15 protein-coding genes are annotated in these 16,353 nt (G+C 64.6%); 7 read left to right on the top strand and 8 right to left on the bottom strand.

Annotated features, from left to right (window positions below):
- Positions 1-35: 35 nt before the first annotated feature.
- Positions 36-647: a glutathione S-transferase C-terminal domain-containing protein gene (locus tag ACREXZ_RS16360; protein ID WP_431765144.1), complete on the top strand. Its 612-nt coding sequence runs from the start codon at positions 36-38 to the stop codon at positions 645-647.
- Here ACREXZ_RS16360 and ACREXZ_RS16355 read toward each other — a convergent pair.
- Together ACREXZ_RS16355 and ACREXZ_RS16350 are read right to left on the bottom strand one after the other, a co-directional pair.
- Entirely contained in the window at positions 639-2,036 is a 1,398-nt protein-coding gene (locus ACREXZ_RS16355) for a sensor histidine kinase (RefSeq protein ID WP_431765143.1), read from the bottom strand. The two genes, ACREXZ_RS16360 and ACREXZ_RS16355, sit on opposite strands and share 9 nt — an antisense overlap.
- Positions 2,037-2,038: 2 nt before the next feature.
- Entirely contained in the window at positions 2,039-2,716 is a 678-nt protein-coding gene (locus tag ACREXZ_RS16350; RefSeq protein WP_431765142.1) for a response regulator, read from the bottom strand.
- Positions 2,717-3,085: 369 nt separating this feature from the next.
- Here ACREXZ_RS16350 and ACREXZ_RS16345 point away from each other — a divergent pair, with 369 nt between their 5' ends.
- The 3 genes from ACREXZ_RS16345 to ACREXZ_RS16335 all read left to right on the top strand — a co-directional run bounded on the left by ACREXZ_RS16345 (position 3,086) and on the right by ACREXZ_RS16335 (position 5,903).
- Positions 3,086-4,102, top strand: coding sequence for an ABC transporter substrate-binding protein (locus ACREXZ_RS16345; protein WP_431765141.1), 1,017 nt, complete (start codon positions 3,086-3,088; stop codon positions 4,100-4,102).
- An 83-nt stretch (positions 4,103-4,185) separates the two neighbouring features.
- Entirely contained in the window at positions 4,186-4,992 is an 807-nt protein-coding gene (locus ACREXZ_RS16340; RefSeq protein ID WP_431765140.1) for an ABC transporter ATP-binding protein, read from the top strand.
- Positions 4,993-5,039: 47 nt separating this feature from the next.
- Entirely contained in the window at positions 5,040-5,903 is an 864-nt protein-coding gene (locus ACREXZ_RS16335) for an ABC transporter permease (RefSeq protein ID WP_431765139.1), read from the top strand.
- A gap of 105 nt (positions 5,904-6,008) precedes the next feature.
- Here ACREXZ_RS16335 and ACREXZ_RS16330 read toward each other — a convergent pair whose 3' ends face one another.
- The 3 genes from ACREXZ_RS16330 to ACREXZ_RS16320 all read right to left on the bottom strand — a co-directional run bounded on the left by ACREXZ_RS16330 (position 6,009) and on the right by ACREXZ_RS16320 (position 9,427).
- On the bottom strand, positions 6,009-7,625 hold the full coding sequence (locus ACREXZ_RS16330; protein ID WP_431765138.1) for an FMN-binding glutamate synthase family protein: 1,617 nt from the start codon (positions 7,623-7,625) through the stop codon (positions 6,009-6,011).
- A 156-nt stretch (positions 7,626-7,781) separates the two neighbouring features.
- Positions 7,782-8,924 (bottom strand): tRNA 2-thiouridine(34) synthase MnmA, encoded by a 1,143-nt coding sequence (mnmA, locus tag ACREXZ_RS16325; protein WP_431765137.1) that lies wholly within the window; start codon positions 8,922-8,924, stop codon positions 7,782-7,784.
- Positions 8,921-9,427, bottom strand: a complete 507-nt coding sequence (locus tag ACREXZ_RS16320; RefSeq protein ID WP_431765136.1) for an NUDIX hydrolase — start codon at positions 9,425-9,427, stop codon at positions 8,921-8,923. The genes mnmA and ACREXZ_RS16320 overlap by 4 nt, the downstream gene beginning before the upstream one ends.
- 1,267 nt (positions 9,428-10,694) lie before the next feature.
- Here ACREXZ_RS16320 and ACREXZ_RS16315 point away from each other — a divergent pair.
- From ACREXZ_RS16315 to ACREXZ_RS16305, 3 genes are read left to right on the top strand one after another with little or no spacing between them, the layout of a single operon-like run.
- The gene (locus ACREXZ_RS16315; RefSeq protein ID WP_431765135.1) at positions 10,695-11,837 is read left to right on the top strand and encodes a Re/Si-specific NAD(P)(+) transhydrogenase subunit alpha; all 1,143 of its coding nucleotides are present in this window, start codon (positions 10,695-10,697) and stop codon (positions 11,835-11,837) included.
- A gap of 12 nt (positions 11,838-11,849) precedes the next feature.
- Entirely contained in the window at positions 11,850-12,176 is a 327-nt protein-coding gene (locus ACREXZ_RS16310) for an NAD(P) transhydrogenase subunit alpha (RefSeq protein ID WP_431765134.1), read from the top strand.
- On the top strand, positions 12,177-13,631 hold the full coding sequence (locus tag ACREXZ_RS16305; RefSeq protein WP_431765133.1) for an NAD(P)(+) transhydrogenase (Re/Si-specific) subunit beta: 1,455 nt from the start codon (positions 12,177-12,179) through the stop codon (positions 13,629-13,631).
- A gap of 72 nt (positions 13,632-13,703) precedes the next feature.
- Here the strand turns inward: ACREXZ_RS16305 and ACREXZ_RS16300 are convergent, their stop codons facing one another.
- The 3 genes from ACREXZ_RS16300 to ACREXZ_RS16290 form a co-directional block, all read right to left on the bottom strand.
- A complete protein-coding gene (locus tag ACREXZ_RS16300; RefSeq protein WP_431765199.1) occupies positions 13,704-14,489 on the bottom strand; it encodes a helix-turn-helix transcriptional regulator in 786 nt (261 codons plus the stop codon).
- Entirely contained in the window at positions 14,470-14,898 is a 429-nt protein-coding gene (locus tag ACREXZ_RS16295) for a VOC family protein (protein WP_431765132.1), read from the bottom strand. The genes ACREXZ_RS16300 and ACREXZ_RS16295 overlap by 20 nt, the downstream gene beginning before the upstream one ends.
- Positions 14,899-15,022: 124 nt before the next feature.
- Positions 15,023-16,342: a THUMP domain-containing class I SAM-dependent RNA methyltransferase gene (locus ACREXZ_RS16290; protein WP_431765131.1), complete on the bottom strand. Its 1,320-nt coding sequence runs from the start codon at positions 16,340-16,342 to the stop codon at positions 15,023-15,025.
- Positions 16,343-16,353 lie beyond the last annotated feature (11 nt).

Raw genomic sequence — 16,353 nt, 5'->3', positions numbered from 1 at the left:
TATACTTTCGGCGGATTCCAGAAAAGGCAGATGTAATGAAACTCATCGGTTCGCTGGGGAGCCCGTTTGTCCGCAAGGCGCGGATCGTGCTCGCCGAAAAGAAGATCGACTACAAGCTGGTGCTCGAAAACGTCTGGGTGCCGGAAACCACCATCCACACCTTCAATCCAATCGGCCAGGTGCCGTGCCTGTTGATGGAAGACGGCGAAGCGGTCTTCGATTCGCGGGTGATCTGCGAATACGTCGATACGCTGTCGCCGGTGGGCAAGCTGATTCCGCAGTCGGGGCGCGAGCGCGTCGAGGTGCGCTGCTGGGAAGCGCTCGCCGACGGCATGCTCGACGCGGCCGTGCTGATCCGCTGCGAAGGCACGCAGCGTCCCGCCGAACAGCGCAACGAGGGCTGGCTCGCGCGCCAGCGGCGCAAGATCGATGAAGGTCTTGTCGCGATGGCGCAGGGGCTCGGCAGCAAGCCGTGGTGCGCCGGCAATCACTACACGCTGGCCGACGTCGCGGTCGGCTGCGCGCTCGGCTACCTCGATTTCCGGATGCCCGAACTCAACTGGCGCGAGCCGTACCCGACCCTCGACAAGCACTTCCAGAAACTGTCGCAACGCCCGTCGTTCGCCGACACCTTCCCTTCAGACTGAGCGCGCCGCCGTGAACGTGACCGTCGCGGTCACGCCGCGGCCACTGCCGGCCGCGGCCGGCAGACCGCCCACCGACAGCGCGATCTCGCCGCGATGCGCATGCACGATCTCACGGGCGATCGCGAGGCCGAGGCCGGTGCCTTCGGTATCGGTGGCCGCGCGATAGAACGGCTCGAACACCCGGCTGCGCGCTTCGGGTGGAATGCCCGGCCCGTTGTCCGACACGACGAGCGTGACTGTCGTGTCGTCGCTGCGCACCGCGACCGTCACGTGACCACCCGGCTGCGTGTAGCGGATCGCGTTTTCCGCGAGGTTCGCGATCAGCGCGGACAGTAACCCGGCATGACCGACGATCCGCGCGGGGCTCTGCAATTCCGCGCCGAGATCGATCGTACGCGCTTGCGCGAGCAGCGCGAGATCCTCGACGACGTCCTTTGCGAGCGCGCCCAGATCGACCGGCTGGCTCGCGAGCTGCGTGTAGTCGGCGGATTCGGCCTGCGCGAGCAGCAGCAGCTTGTTGGTCAGTCCGACCATCGAGCGGTTGCTCCGATGCATCGCTGCGAGCGCTTCGTCGAGCGCCGGTTCGAGGCCGCGATGCTGGCGCGCGAACTGCAACTGCGTGTCGAGCAGCGTCAGCGGCGTGCGTAGCTGATGCGCCGCATCGGCGATGAAGCGCCGCTGCGCGCCGACCTGTAACCCGAGCCGCGCGATGCACTGGTTGATCGCATCGACGATCGGCCGCAATTCGGTGTGCAGACGCTCGATGCGCAGCGGCGCGAGCTGCATCGGATCGCGGTCGGCGACGTCGTCCTTCATCTTCATCAGCGGGCGTAGCTCGAACGTGAGCCCGATGCACGCGAGTGCGACCGCGAGCACGATCATCTCGATCTGCCGCACGAGCTGCGGCCGCCACAACTGCTGCATCATCGCGTCGCGCGAGCCTGCCGTCTTGCCGACCGACACCAGCACGCGCCGCGTCGCGCCGTTGTCGTACATCTGCCGCACGAAGCCGACCGCGCGGATCGGCTGGCCCGCGACCGTCGTATCGTAATAGCGCGGTTCGTCGTAGGACGCATACGTGCCATGCGGGAAATCCGGCGTGCCCGCGAGCAGCCGTCCATCGTCGATGCCGACGCTGTAGAACACCTGATCGCGATACGGCGACGCGAACATTTCGAGCGCGGCCGGCGGCACGTCGACGCGCAGATAGCCGTCGACCCATTCGACTTCGCCGGCGATCATCCGCGCCGACGACAGCAGCGCGTTGTCCTGCACGAGATCGGCGGTGCGCCGCGCGTTGTCGTGTTCGGCGTTGCCGGTGACGAACACGTACAGCGCGAGCGGCACGAGCAGCCACCACAGCAGACGGACGCGCAGGCTATTGGTCATCGTTACTGGTCGTCGTCTTTCTTGCGCAGCAGATAGCCCAGCCCGCGCAGCGTGACGATCGCGGCAGAACTGCCGTCGAGTTTCTTGCGCAGCCGCGACACGTAGATCTCGATGGCGTCTTCGCTCGGCTCGTCGGAGAGCGTGAAGATCGAGTCCATCAACGCCGCTTTCGACACCGTCTTGCCGAGCCGCAGGATCAGCGTTTCGAGCACGGTACGTTCGCGCGGCGTGACGGCGAGCGGCGCGCCTTTCAGCGTGAATTGCCGCGTGTCGATGTCGAACGCAACATCGCCGCAGATCACCTCGCTCGCTTTCGACGGCGACTGCCGGCGGATCAGCACCTTGATGCGCGCGACCAGCTCGCGCACTTCGAATGGCTTCACCAGATAGTCGTCGGCGCCGGCGCCGAGCAGTTCGACCTTTTCGTCGATCGAGCCGCTCGCAGTGAGGATCATGACCGGCGTCGCGTCGCCGCGCTGGCGCAGCCGACGCAGCACGTTCTTGCCGGACAGCTTCGGCAGGTTCAGGTCGAGCAGCACGACGTCGTAGTGATTCGTGCGCAGCAGCTGGTCGGCGGCGTCGCCGTCCTGCACTGCATCGAGCGCAAAGGTTTCCTGCGTGAGCATTTTCGCGAGCCAGTGCGACAGCGTCGGGTTATCTTCGATCAGCAGGAGCTTCATGGCGGGCAGCGGACGACAGGCGAGTGAAGAGTGAAACAAAGGAGTGAAACAAGCGGTACAGGGCCGCTGGGGCTGCGGCGGCCGCCACGAAAATAGCACACGTTGTGCGAGCCGCGCGACGCGGGGTTGTGCGGACAGGACGCGCGTTCAATGGTCCACACGTCCGCTCATTCCGGCTCATTTCGGGTTAACACCCACGTTTGCCCCAACCCTCCGATAGCTCGCAGAAGGTTTCCGATTTTTATAATGCCCGTCACGCGTCGGAATCCGGCGATAGTAAACAACAGTAGTAACCCGTAGCAATCGATAGCAATAAAACGCCGCCGGCAGCATGCAAGGCGGCTCCAATCCAGCACAGGAGACTAGCGGATGCGTACCTTGCGAAACATGATGGCCCTGTCCACGTCGGCCGTCGTCGCGCTGTCGCTCGCGACGGCATCGAGCGCGGCGTTTGCCGATTCGAAGATTTCGATCATGGTCGGCGGCGCGACCAAGATCATCTACCTGCCGGCGAAGCTCACCGAACAGCTCGGCTACTTCAAGGACGAAGGGCTCGACGTCGAGGTCCTGTCGCAGCCAGCCGGCGTCGACGCGGAAAACGAACTGCTGGCCGGCGCGGTCCAGGGCGTGGTCGGCTTCTACGATCACACGATCGATCTGCAGAGCAAGGGCAAGGAAGTCGAGGCGATCGTCGTGTTCGGCCAGGTGCCGGGCGAAGTCGAGATGGTTTCGACGAAGGCCTCCGCCACGTTGAAGAGCATGGCCGACGTGAAGGGCAAGACGCTTGGCGTAACCGGTCTCGGTTCGTCGACCAGCTTCCTCACGCAATACCTCGCGCAACGCGCGGGCATCCCGTCGACGCAGTACACGCTGCTGCCGGTCGGCGCGGACAACAGCTTCATCGCCGCGATCAAGCAGGAGCGCATCGACGCCGGTATGACGACCGAGCCGACCGTGTCGCAGCTGCTGAAGACCGGCGACGCGAAGGTGCTGGTCGACATGCGCACGCTTGAAGGCACGCGCGCCGCGCTTGGCGGCACCTACCCGGCGTCGAGCTTCTACGTGCAGCGCGCGTGGGTCGAATCGCACAAGGTCGAAGCGGGCAAGCTCGCGCACGCATTCGCGCGCACGCTGAATTTCATCGCAACACACAGCGCCGACGAGATCGCGGACAAGATGCCGAAGGACTACTACGGCGCGAACCGCGACCTGTACGTCGGTGCGCTGAAGGCATCGCTGCCGATGTTCACGAAGGACGGCAAGATGCCCGCCGACGGTCCGGACACGGTACTGAAGGTACTGGCCGCGTTCAATCCGTCGGTGAAGGGCAAGCACATCGATCTGACGAAGACCTACACCAACGACTTCGTCGCGCAGTCCAAATAACGCAACGCGAACACACCGCAAACGCGCCGCACGCGGAGCCGGGATCCGCGCACGGCGCCCATGCAACCAGCGAGGCAGCACGCATGAATTCACCTTTATCCCAGGCATCCCAGGGCACGCCGGCGATCGAGCTGCGCAACGTCTCGTGCCGCTTCATCTCGCCGGACGGCAAGGCGACGATCGCGCTGCGCGATTTCAGCATGAGCGTCGCGCGCGGCGAGTTTGTCGCCGTCGTCGGACCGACCGGTTGCGGCAAATCGACCACGCTCAGCATGATCACCGGCCTGCTGAAACCGACCACCGGCGAAGTGCGGGTGATGGGCGCGCCGGTCGACGGTATCGATCCGCGCATCGGCTTCGTGTTCCAGGCGGACGCCGTGTTCCCATGGCGTTCGGTGCTCGACAACGTCGCGGCCGGTCCGCTGTATCGCGGCCGCTCGAAATCCGCGGCCTACGACGAAGCGAACGAATGGCTGCGTCGCGTCGGTCTCGACAAGTTCGGCAAGCACTATCCGCATCAATTGTCGGGCGGCATGAGGAAGCGCGTCGCGCTCGCGCAGACCTTCATCAACAAGCCGGAAATCCTGCTGATGGACGAGCCGTTCTCCGCGCTCGACATGCAGACCCGCACGCTGATGCAGGACGAGCTGCTGCAGCTGTGGTCCGCGAATGCCGGCTCGGTGGTGTTCGTCACGCACGATCTCGAAGAGGCGATCGCGCTCGCCGACCGCGTGTTCGTGCTGACTGCGCGGCCCGCGACGTTGAAGAAGGTCTACGAGATCGATCTGCCGCGTCCGCGCGTCACGTCGGAAATCCGCTACGAGCCGCGCTTCATCGAGATTTCGCGCGATATCTGGCGCGACCTGCGCGAAGAAGTGCAGATCGGTTGATTGCAAACCCGCAAACCCGCAACCCAGCAGCAATGCAGGAACTTCACATGTCTACTACTCATCAACAGGCGCTGCCTTCGGGCATCGATGCCGCGTCGCTCGCGCAGGTCGAGCGCGTCGCGCAGCAACGCATCCGCCGCCGCCGGGCGCTCGTGATCGGGCTGCGGATCGCGGTGCTGGTCGTCGTGCTCGGCGGCTGGGAGCTGTCCGCGCGCCTCAAGTGGATCGATCCGTTCTTCTTCTCGATGCCTTCGGCGATCTTCGACCAGATCGTCGACTGGTTCGTGAACGGTACGTCGCAAGGGCCGCTGCTCACGCAGGTGTGGGTGACGCTCGAGGAAACCGGGCTCGGCTTCATCATCGGTTCGGTAGCTGGCGTGTTCTGCGGGATCGTGCTCGGCCGCAACAAACTGTTGTCCGACGTGTTCAGCCTGTACATCAAGATCGCCAATTCGATTCCGCGTGTCGTGCTCGGCTCGATCTTCGTGATCTCGCTCGGCCTCGGGATGGCGTCGAAGGTCGCGCTCGCCGTCGTGATGGTGTTCTTCGTCGTGTTCGCGAATGCGTTCCAGGGCGTGCGCGAAGCGGACCGCTACATGATCGCGAACGCGCAGATTCTTGGGGCGTCGCGCCGTCAGGTGACGACGTCGGTGGTGATTCCGTCGGCACTCAGCTGGATTCTCGCGAGCTTGCACGTGAGCTTTGGCTTCGCGCTGGTCGGCGCGGTGGTCGGTGAATTTCTCGGCTCGAAGCAGGGCATCGGCCTGCTGATCTCGACCGCGCAGGGCGCGTTCAACGCGAGCGGCGTGTTCGCGGCGATGATCGTACTGGCGGTCGTCGCACTCGCCGCGGACTATTTGCTGACCGCAGTCGAACAACGTTTGCTGAAATGGCGGCCGATGGCGGTATAGCCTGACGGTGCCGCCGGCACTCACCTGGCGATTGCTGCGATAAAAAACGCGCGCTCCGGCTGATGCCGGGCGCGCGTTTTCGTTTTCGCGGGTTATCGCTCGATGCTACGCGGCGGTTCGGGCTGGCTCCGTCGCCGGCGCGAACGAATCGCTTTGCGCGACCGGCCACCAGCGCTCGTACAGCGTATAGCGGTAGTTACCGTTGACCAGGTCGTTCGGCTCCAGATACTTCAGCAGATCCGACATCAGCCGCACCTCGTGCGACGACACGCGCCTCACGATGTGATGCGCGCGCAGGTCCGACGGATCGTGCAGGCCCGCGGCCTGGATGATTTCCTGCAAAGCGTGCAGCGTGTTGTGATGGAAGCTGACGACGCGGTCCGACTTGTCGGGCACGACGAGCGCGCGCTGGCGCACCGGGTCCTGGGTCGCGACGCCGGTCGGGCAACGGCCCGTATGGCACGTCTGCGCCTGGATGCAGCCTACCGCGAACATGAAGCCGCGCGCTGCGTTGACCCAGTCCGCGCCGATCGCGAGTGTCTTCGCGATATCGAACGCGGTGATCATCTTGCCGCTCGCGCCGATGCGGATCTTGTCGCGCAGCCCGATGCCGACCAGCGTGTTGTGCACGAGCAGCAGGCCTTCCTGCAGCGGCACACCGACGTGATCGGTAAATTCGAGCGGCGCCGCGCCCGTGCCGCCTTCCGCACCATCGACGACGATGAAGTCCGGCAGAATGCCCGTTTCGAGCATCGCCTTCGCGATGCCGAAGAATTCCCACGGATGGCCGATGCACAGCTTGAAGCCGGTCGGCTTGCCGCCGGACAGGCGCCGCAGCCGTTCGACGAATTCGAGCAGCCCGCGCGGCGTCGAGAACTCCGAATGCGTGGCGGGCGAGATGCAGTCGCGACCCATCGGCACACCGCGCGTCTCGGCGATCTCCGGTGTGATCTTCGCGGCCGGCAGCACGCCGCCGTGGCCCGGCTTCGCGCCTTGCGACAGCTTCACCTCGATCATCTTCACCTGCGGCTCGTGCGCCTGCTTCGAAAACTTGTCGGGGTTGAAGGTGTCGTCGTCGTTGCGGCATCCGAAGTAACCCGACGCGATCTCCCAGATAATGTCGCCGCCATGCTGACGGTGATACTTCGACATCGAGCCTTCGCCGGTGTCGTGCGCGAAGTTGCCTTTCTTCGCGCCGAGGTTGAGCGCCATGATCGCGTTCGCCGACAGCGAGCCGAAGCTCATCGCCGACACGTTGAAGATCGACATCGAGTACGGCTGCTCGCGCGTCGCGCCGACGAGCACGCGGAAGTCGTGGCTGTCGATCTTCGTTGGAGCTAACGAATGGCTGATCCATTCGTGCCCGACCGCCTTCACGTCGAGTTCGGTGCCGTACGGCCGGCTGTCGACGTCGTTTTTCGCGCGCTGATAGACGATGCTGCGCTGCGCGCGTGAGAACGGCTTTTCGTCGGTGTCGTCTTCGATGAAGTACTGACGGATCTCGGGGCGGATGAATTCGAACAGGAAGCGGAAGTGCCCCCACAGCGGGTAATTGCGCAGGATCGCGTGGCGCTCCTGCGTCAGATCGAAGATGCCGAGCGCGACGAGCAGCACCGGTATGACGATCCAGAACCACGACAGATGATGCAGCGCGGCGAGCGCCGCGCAGGCGGCGAGCAGCAGCACCGCGCACCACATCGCCAGATAGCGTCGATAAAACATGGGGACTCCCTTGCAGTGAATCCCCGCGGCGGGATCGTTACGCTCGGGTGCGGAAGGGATCCGCTGCGGGGGAAACGGACGACTGCGTTGTTATAGAAATGCTGCTTGCCCGGTGCTGCCTGCTATGTGTTGCTGCGGTGCGTAGTGTCCGTAGCGTCAGCGCGCGCCGAGCAGCGCGGCCTGCTGCGGGCGCCGCGTAGCGGGCTGTGAGGTTACCGCATGCTCGATGATGCCGCCACCGAGACAGACGTCGCCATCGTAGAGCACCGCAGATTGCCCTGGTGTGACAGCCCATTGGGCGTCGTCGAAATGCAGTTCGAACGTGCCTGTGCTATTCGCGGTACCGAACGTGCACGCGGCGTCGGCCTGGCGGTAGCGTGTTTTTGCGCCGCACGGGAGGCCGTCGGCGGGCGGTTCGCCGGCGACCCAGCTCGGATTGCCCGCGACGAGCGTGCGGCTCAGCAGCCACGGATGATCGTGGCCCTGCGCGACGTACAGCGTATTCGACGGAATGTCCTTGCCGGCGACGAACCACGGTTCGCCGCTGCCTTCCTTGCTGCCGCCGAGGCCGATACCTTTACGCTGACCGAACGTATAGAACGCGAGACCGATATGCTCGCCGACGAGTTCGCCGTCGGGCGTTTTCATCGGACCAGGCTGGGTCGGCAGATAGCGGTTCAGGAAGTCGCGGAACGGCCGCTCGCCGATGAAGCAGATGCCGGTCGAATCCTTCTTCTTTGCGTTCGGCAGACCGATCTGTTCGGCGATTTCGCGGACCTTCGTCTTCGGGATCTCGCCGAGCGGGAACATCGTGCGCGATAGCTGCGCCTGGTTCAGGCGATGCAGGAAGTACGACTGGTCTTTCGTGTGATCCTTCGCCTTCAGCAGTTCGAAGCGGCCGTCGATTTCGCGGACGCGCGCATAGTGACCGGTCGCGATGGTCTCTGCGCCGAGCGACATGGCGTGATCGAGGAACGCCTTGAACTTGATTTCGGCGTTGCACAGCACGTCCGGATTCGGCGTGCGGCCGGCCGAGTATTCGCGCAGGAATTCGGCGAACACGCGGTCCTTGTATTCGGCGGCGAAGTTGACCGCTTCGACATCGATGCCGATCAGATCGGCGACCGACACGACGTCGATCCAGTCTTCGCGGGTCGAGCAGTATTCGCTGTCGTCGTCGTCTTCCCAGTTCTTCATGAAGAGACCGACGACGTCGTACCCTTGCTCCTTGAGCAGCCACGCGGTCACCGACGAATCGACGCCGCCCGACATGCCTACTACGATTTTCTGCTTGCTCATGAGTTGCCTGACTTGCTTGATGCGGGCGGTGCGACCGCGTGCGTGTGCACGAGATCGAGCGGAAACCGCCGTCCTGCGAGGTAATCGTCGATGCAGCGCATCACGAGCGGCGTGCGATGCCGTTCGGGGCATGCGCGCAGTTCGTCGGCGCTCATCCATAGCGTGCGGACGATGTCCGGATCGAGGGCACGGTTGTTGATCCGTTCGCCGGCTTGTCCGCGGAACGTGAAGCGCAGATAGGTCGTGCCTTGGCCATTGTCGCTGCCGGCGGCCGGCTCGAAGTGCGTCATGTAGATGCCTACGATAGCGTCGGGCTTGAACGGATGTGCCGTTTCTTCGAGCGTCTCGCGGGATGCTGCTTCGATGAGCGATTCGCCTGCTTCCAGATGGCCTGCCGGCTGATTGAGGCGTAGCCCTGCGGGCGTATGCTCCTCGACCAGCAGGAAGCGGCCATCGCGCTCGATGACGGCTGCGACCGTGACGTGGGGAGCCCATGTTTCCATGGGGTGGCATTTTAGCTGGTTTGGGTTTTGCCTGTTTTTTTACTGGATTTTTGGCGGGTTGCTGTGCGCCTCGCGCTTTCTTGCCTGTGCAGGCGGCTGCGATTTGACGCCTCGCGGCGCAGGCGTTGGTTTTGCTTTTTGCCCTGGCAGGCGGGTGCTTATTCGCGCCTCGCGGCGCAGGCGTTGCCCCTGTGCGGGGCGGCACCTCCTTTCTTTGCCGCGGCAAAGAAAGTAGGCAAAGAAAGCCGCTCGAGACGAAACTTCTCGTTTCCGGAGGCTTGCCGTGGTGGCCCTCGCCTAAGCGGGCACCTCGTTCACACAGCATAGTGGTCCGAGACGAGACCGGCCCTCGCACCACTCGCGGTAGTGACACAGCAGTCATCCGTTCCGGCGAGCTTCGCCGCCGATGGGCATAACCCCTCGTTCCCCCTCATTTGATGCGCATGGGTGTTGCAGGCGGGCACCAGGGAATTTCCCCTAGGTCCGTGAGTGCCCAATGGCTTCCGATGCAGACCCGTCCGCGCGCACACCGGTGCGCCGCGGGGTGGGCGGGCCCCTTGCCACTCCGATGTGCAACGCGAGGGACGATCTCGTCTCGGACCACTACCGCATCCCTACGAGGACAACACTTAGGTGCGGGCCATCTCTGGCTACGCGCGGAAAGGACTGGGTAACGTGTCGAGCGGCTTTCTTTGCCTCCTTTCTTTGCCGCGGCAAAGAAAGGAGGTGCCGCCCCGCACAGGGGCAACGCCTGCGCCGCGAGGCGCGAATAAGCACCCGCCTGCAGGGGCAAAAAGCAAAACCAACGCCTGCGCCGCGAGGCGCGAATAAGCACCCGCTTGCAAGGGCAAAAAGCAAAACCAACGCCTGCGCCGCGAGGCGCCAAATCGCAGCCGCCTGCAGGGCAAAAGGCAGGGCAAAAGGCAGAGCAAAAAGCAGGAGCAACACCCACGCCGCGAGGCGCCGATAAGCACCCGCCTGCAAGGCGACGAACACCAAACCGACAAAAACCAACCAGCAAAGAGCACCAGCGCCTTCGCGCCGCAACCCAAATTGAAATTGAAATTGAAAACCAAATCGGAAAACAGTAGCCACTAAAACAGTACTTATTGCTGGGGCCTCCCCAGGCAAACAATCGGTTACAGTGACGCCGTAGCGTAGCCATTGCACCAGCAGGCCAGCGTGCCTCATCGGCAACTCTGCCTATTGCACTAGCAAGCCGGCGTGCCTCGTCGGCAATTCACAAGAAGTCGAGGAGGATTCAACGATGCACATCGGAGTGCCAGCCGAGACGCGCACGCATGAAACCCGCGTCGCCGCGACGCCCGAGACGGTCAAGAAGTACGTCGCCCAAGGTCATCGGGTCACGGTCCAGCAAGGCGCCGGAACCGGCGCCAGCTTTACCGACGAAGCCTTTGCCGCCGCGGGCGCCGAGCTTGTCGACGCGGCTGCCGCGTTCGGCGCCGAACTCGTCCTCAAGGTCCAGACTCCCACCGACGCCGAACTGCCGCTCCTCAAACGCGGCAGCGTGCTCGTCGGGATGCTCGAACCGTTTAATACGGAAAACTCATCAAAGCTGGCTGCCGCAGGCATCATCGCCTTCGCACTCGAAGCCGCGCCGCGTACGTCCCGCGCGCAAAGTCTCGATGTGCTCAGCTCGCAGGCGAACATCGCAGGCTATAAGGCCGTGCTCCTCGCCGCCGATCTCTATCCGCGCTTCATGCCGATGCTGATGACCGCAGCCGGCACCGTGAAGGCCGCGCGCGTGCTGATCCTCGGTGCGGGCGTCGCGGGGCTGCAGGCAATCGCGACCGCGAAGCGCCTCGGGGCCGTGGTCGAAGCGTCCGACGTGCGCCCCGCAGTGAAAGAGCAGATCGAATCGCTCGGGGCAAAGTTTCTCGACGTGCCTTACGAAACCGACGACGAGCGCGAAGCCGCCCAAGGCGTCGGCGGCTATGCACGGCCGATGCCCCCAAGCTGGCTCGCGCGTCAGGCCGCGCTGGTCCACGAACGCGCGAAGCAGGCCGACATCGTGATCTCCACCGCGCTGATCCCGGGGCGCGCGGCGCCGACGCTGATCTCGGTCGAGACCGTGCAGGCGATGAAGCCCGGCTCGGTGCTCGTCGATCTCGCCGCCGGACGCGGGGCCGAATACGAGGGCCAGCGTGGCGGCAACTGTCCGCTCACCGAAGCCGACAAGGTCGTGACGAAACATGGCGTGCAGATCGTGGGCTTTACGAACCTCGCGTCGATGGTTGCTGCCGATGCGTCGTCGCTGTATGCACGCAATCTGCTCGATTTCATGAAGCTCATCGTCACGAAGGAAGGCGCACTCAACATCGATCTCGCAGACGATATCGTCGCGGCCACGCTGCTGGCTCGCGACGGCGCCGTCACGCGCAACGCATAGTAAGGACCGGCGATGGAAATCATCAACCACACCGTGATCGACCTGATCATCTTCGTGCTGGCTATTTACGTCGGCTACCACGTCGTCTGGAACGTCACGCCCGCGCTGCACACGCCGCTGATGGCCGTGACCAACGCGATCTCGGCGATCGTGATCGTCGGCGCAATGCTCGCGGCCGGGCTCACCGTCGGCGGGCCGGGCAAGTTCTTCGGCACGCTCGCGGTGCTGCTCGCAGCGGTCAACGTGTTCGGCGGTTTTCTCGTCACGCGGCGAATGCTGGAGATGTTCCGCAAGAAAGAGCCGAAGAAACTCGCGAGCCCGGCCAAGGAGGGTGCGTAAATGAGCATCAACGTCGTTACGCTGCTGTACCTCATCGCGTCGGTGTGTTTCATCCAGGCGCTGAAGGGACTGTCGAATCCGAAGAGTGCGCGCGCCGGTAACGTGTTCGGCATGGCCGGCATGGCGATCGCGATTCTCACGACGATCGCGCTGATCGTGAAGCAGGCCGCGACGCTCGGCTCGAACCTGACGCTCGGGCTCGGGTTGCTGCTGGGTGCACTCGTCGTCGGCGGGGCGATCGGTGCGTTCGTCGCTGCGCGCGTCGAGATGACGAAGATGCCCGAACTCGTCGCGGCAATGCATTCGCTGATCGGTCTCGCGGCCGTGTGCATCGCGTACGCGGTTGTCTACGAGCCGGCTGCATTCGGGCTGGGCATCGAAGACGCGCCGTACCAGGGCTTCCTGCCGTACGGCAACCGGATCGAGCTGTTCATCGGTACGTTCGTCGGTGCAATCACGTTCAGCGGCTCGGTGATCGCGTTCGGCAAGCTGTCCGGCAAGTACAAGTTCCGGTTGTTCCAGGGCGCGCCGGTGGTCTACGCGGGGCAGCATCTGCTGAACCTGATGCTCGCGATCGCGATGATCGGCTTCGGCGTGATCTTCTTCTTCACGCAGGCATGGCTGCCGTTCATCATCATGACGCTGATCGCGTTCGCGCTAGGTGTGCTGATCATCATCCCGATCGGCGGTGCGGACATGCCGGTGGTCGTGTCGATGCTGAACTCGTACTCGGGCTGGGCAGCTGCCGGGATCGGCTTCTCGCTGAACAACGCGATGCTGATCATCGCGGGCTCGCTGGTCGGTTCGTCGGGCGCGATCCTGTCGTACATCATGTGCCACGCGATGAATCGCTCGTTCTTCAACGTGCTGCTGGGCGGCTTCGGCGCGGAGCCGGGCGCAGCCGCGGCGGGTGGCGCACAGGAGCAGCGGCCGGTGAAATCCGGTTCGGCCGACGACGCGTCGTTCATGCTCGGCAACGCGGAAACGGTCGTGATCGTGCCGGGCTACGGGCTCGCGGTGGCGCGCGCGCAGCATGCGCTGAAGGAGCTGACCGACAAGCTGGTCGAGAAGGGCATCAACGTGCGTTACGCGATCCACCCGGTGGCGGGTCGCATGCCGGGGCATATGAACGTGCTGCTGGCCGAAGCCGAGGTGTCCTACGACATGGTCTTCGAGATGGACGACATCAACAGCGAGTTCGGCCAGGTCGACGTGGTGCTGGTGCTCGGCGCGAACGACGTGGTGAATCCGGCCGCGAAGAACGATCCGAAATCGCCGATCGCCGGGATGCCGATCATCGAGGCGTACAAGGCACGCACGGTGATCGTCAACAAGCGCTCGATGGCGGCCGGCTACGCGGGCCTCGACAACGACCTCTTCTACATGGACAAGACGATGATGGTCTTCGGCGATGCGAAGAAGGTCATCGAGGATATGGTGAAGGCGGTCGAGTAGGCCGCATGGAGTGCGGAAGATGCAGGGCGGTCCGAGCGACCGCCTTGCTTGTTTATGTAGGTGCAGTGAGCGTCAATGCTTCGGCGCCTCGACATGACGCAGATAGTCCGCGAGCCGCCTTTCGGCCATATCCGGAAAGACTTCGTGCAGCGCAACGCTGCCCATCCTGGCGATGTCGAACGTGCGGAAGTTTTCGCGCAGTTCGCACCACGCGCCGACTGTCCAGCGGCCGCCCCAATAGAACAATCCGAGTGGCCACACGCGCCGCTCCGTGTTCGTGCCCAACCGGTCGCAATACGCGAAGCTCGTGATATGACGCGAATCGACTGCGCGATGCAACGCATCCACCTTGACGAAAAAGGCAGGGTCGACGTGAAACGACGGCGCGAATACCGCGAGCCGCTCGAGGGCCGCGCGCTTGTCGGCGGGCATCGCCGACGCGATCTTTGCGAGCGCGCTGCGTGCGCCGCTCGCGAGGCCGGCGCCGCCCCACGTTTCGAGCATCTTCGCGCCGGTCGCGAGCGCGGCGAGTTCGTCGGCGGTGAACGTGAGCGGCGGCAGGCTCGCCGCTCGGCTCAGCCGGTAGCCAATGCCCGCTTCGCCTTCGATCGGCACGCCCGACAGCTGCAGATCGCGCACGTCGCGATAGACGGTGCGCAGCGAAATGCCGAGCCAGTCGGCGAGTTGCTGCGCGGTCGTCAGACGGCGACCGCGCAGCAGTTCGGCGATCTGGAACAGACGGTCGGCACGGCGCGTCATCGTGGCGGGAGTCGGAACTCGACTGGGAACGGGATGCCACGATGATAGCGCCGCGCCACGGACACGACCGGCACGGCGATCACGCGAGCTTCGGCGAATGCAGGCCGATACGGTTGCCTTCGGTATCGATGAAGAAACCGATGTAGCCGAAGTTGTTCGGCAGCTCGATCGCCATGCCTTCCTTCTTGCCGCCCGCGCGTTCGACGCGGTCGAGTGCGGCCTTCACCGACGGCTCCGCGTTCAGGTACACGAGCACGCCGTCCCGCACGGGCTTGATTTCCTGCGGGTTATAGGTGATGCATCCGCCGGTCGCGCCGTCTTCATGGGTGAACACCGCCATCGGCACGCCGCTCATGACTTCGCGTTGCAGCTGGACGTCGAGCGCGGCTTCGTAGAAGCGCGTGGCGCGGTTGAAATCGGTCGACGGAATCTCGAACCACGCGATGACGCGGGCGGGCGTGGCGGTGGCCGTTGCAGTGGTCGCCGTTGCAGTTGCGGTAGTGGACATGACTCTCTCCTGATGATCGCGGTGAGCCGCGCCTCATATGGGAGGAACGGCGACGCCGGATGGCGTGAGAGAGAGTGTGCTGCCGGGCTACTGACAGCGTTCTGTCAGTAGCCTCGGGGAACCGTCACTCTGGCCGATCGGCGGCGGGGCGTTGGCGCACGCTGCCCGCGATCAGGTCGAAGCGGAACAGCCGGCATTCGAGCGCGCCGTTGAAGAGCGGCGTCTTCGTCGATTCGCGCAGCCGCAGCTGACCGGGCAGCTTGCGGTCGGACGTCAGGATGAACGCGTGCCAGCCGGTGAAGCGCTGCTTCAGCGCGTCGCCGAATGCCTTGAAGAACTCGCTGTCGGGCGGCGCGTCGGCGTCGGTGTGCACGCGGCGGAAGCCTTCGTCGGCCTGTAATTCACGATCCTCACGACTTTCACGACGCTCGCGTCCGGTCTCGCGCACTTCGCCGCGCGGGCCTCGGCCACGTACCTCGATCCGTTCGCCATACGGCGGGTTCGCGACGAGAATGCCCGGCGTCGCACCCGGCGCAGCCATGCCGCGGGCGTCCACCTGTTTCAGCGAGATTGCAGGCAGACCGGCGCGCTGGAAATTCGTGCGGGCCTTGTCCAGCATGTCACCGGAGATGTCGCTGCCGAAGATCTGCAGATCGGCACGCGACGCCGCGGCCGAGCGCTTCGCATCCTGCGCGGCGGCCTTCAGGTTGCGCCATGCGGCGGTGTCGTACTGCTTGAGATTTTCGAAACCGAAGCGGCGCTCGGCACCCGGCGCGATGTTCAGCGCGACCTGCGCGGCTTCCGCGAGGAACGTGCCGCTGCCGCACATCGGATCGTAGAGCGGTGTGCCTGGCGTCCAGCCGGTCAGTGCGAGGATGCCGGCCGCGAGGTTTTCGCGCAGCGGCGCCGCGCCCTTGTCGAGCCGCCACCCGCGTTTGAACAGCGGGTCGCCGGACGTGTCGAGGTACAGCGTGCAGTCGGTGGCGGTGAGGAACGCGAACACGCGGACATCGGGGGCGGCCGTGTCGATGCTCGGTCGCTCGCCGCTCACTTCGCGCAGACGGTCGCAGATCGCATCCTTGACGCGCAGCGTCGCGAATTCGAGGCTGCGCAGCGGCGACTTGATCGCCGTCATGTCGACGCGCAGCGTTTCGTTCGCGGAGAACCACTGCTCCCAGCGCTGTTCGAGCGCGAGCGCGTAGATGTCCTGTTCGTTGCGGTACGGGCTGTGCGCGATCTTCAGCAGCACACGGCTCGCGATCCGCGAATGCAGGTTCGCGGCCATGCCGGCCGCCCATCCTCCCCGAAAGTGCACACCGCCCGGCACCTGAGCGCCGGCGGCAAACGGCGCGCCGTTCAGATGACGCGCGGCGATTCCGGCGAGTTCGGCCGCGAGCGCGGCTTCGAGGCCGCGCGGGCAGGGGAGGAAGAAATCGAAGGACATGGAGCGTGCCG

Source organism: Paraburkholderia sp. (assembly GCF_050742655.1).
Taxonomy (GTDB): domain Bacteria; phylum Pseudomonadota; class Gammaproteobacteria; order Burkholderiales; family Burkholderiaceae; genus Paraburkholderia.
The sequence above is the reverse complement of the archived record's forward strand: the minus strand, read 5'-3'. Positions and strand labels throughout refer to the sequence as shown.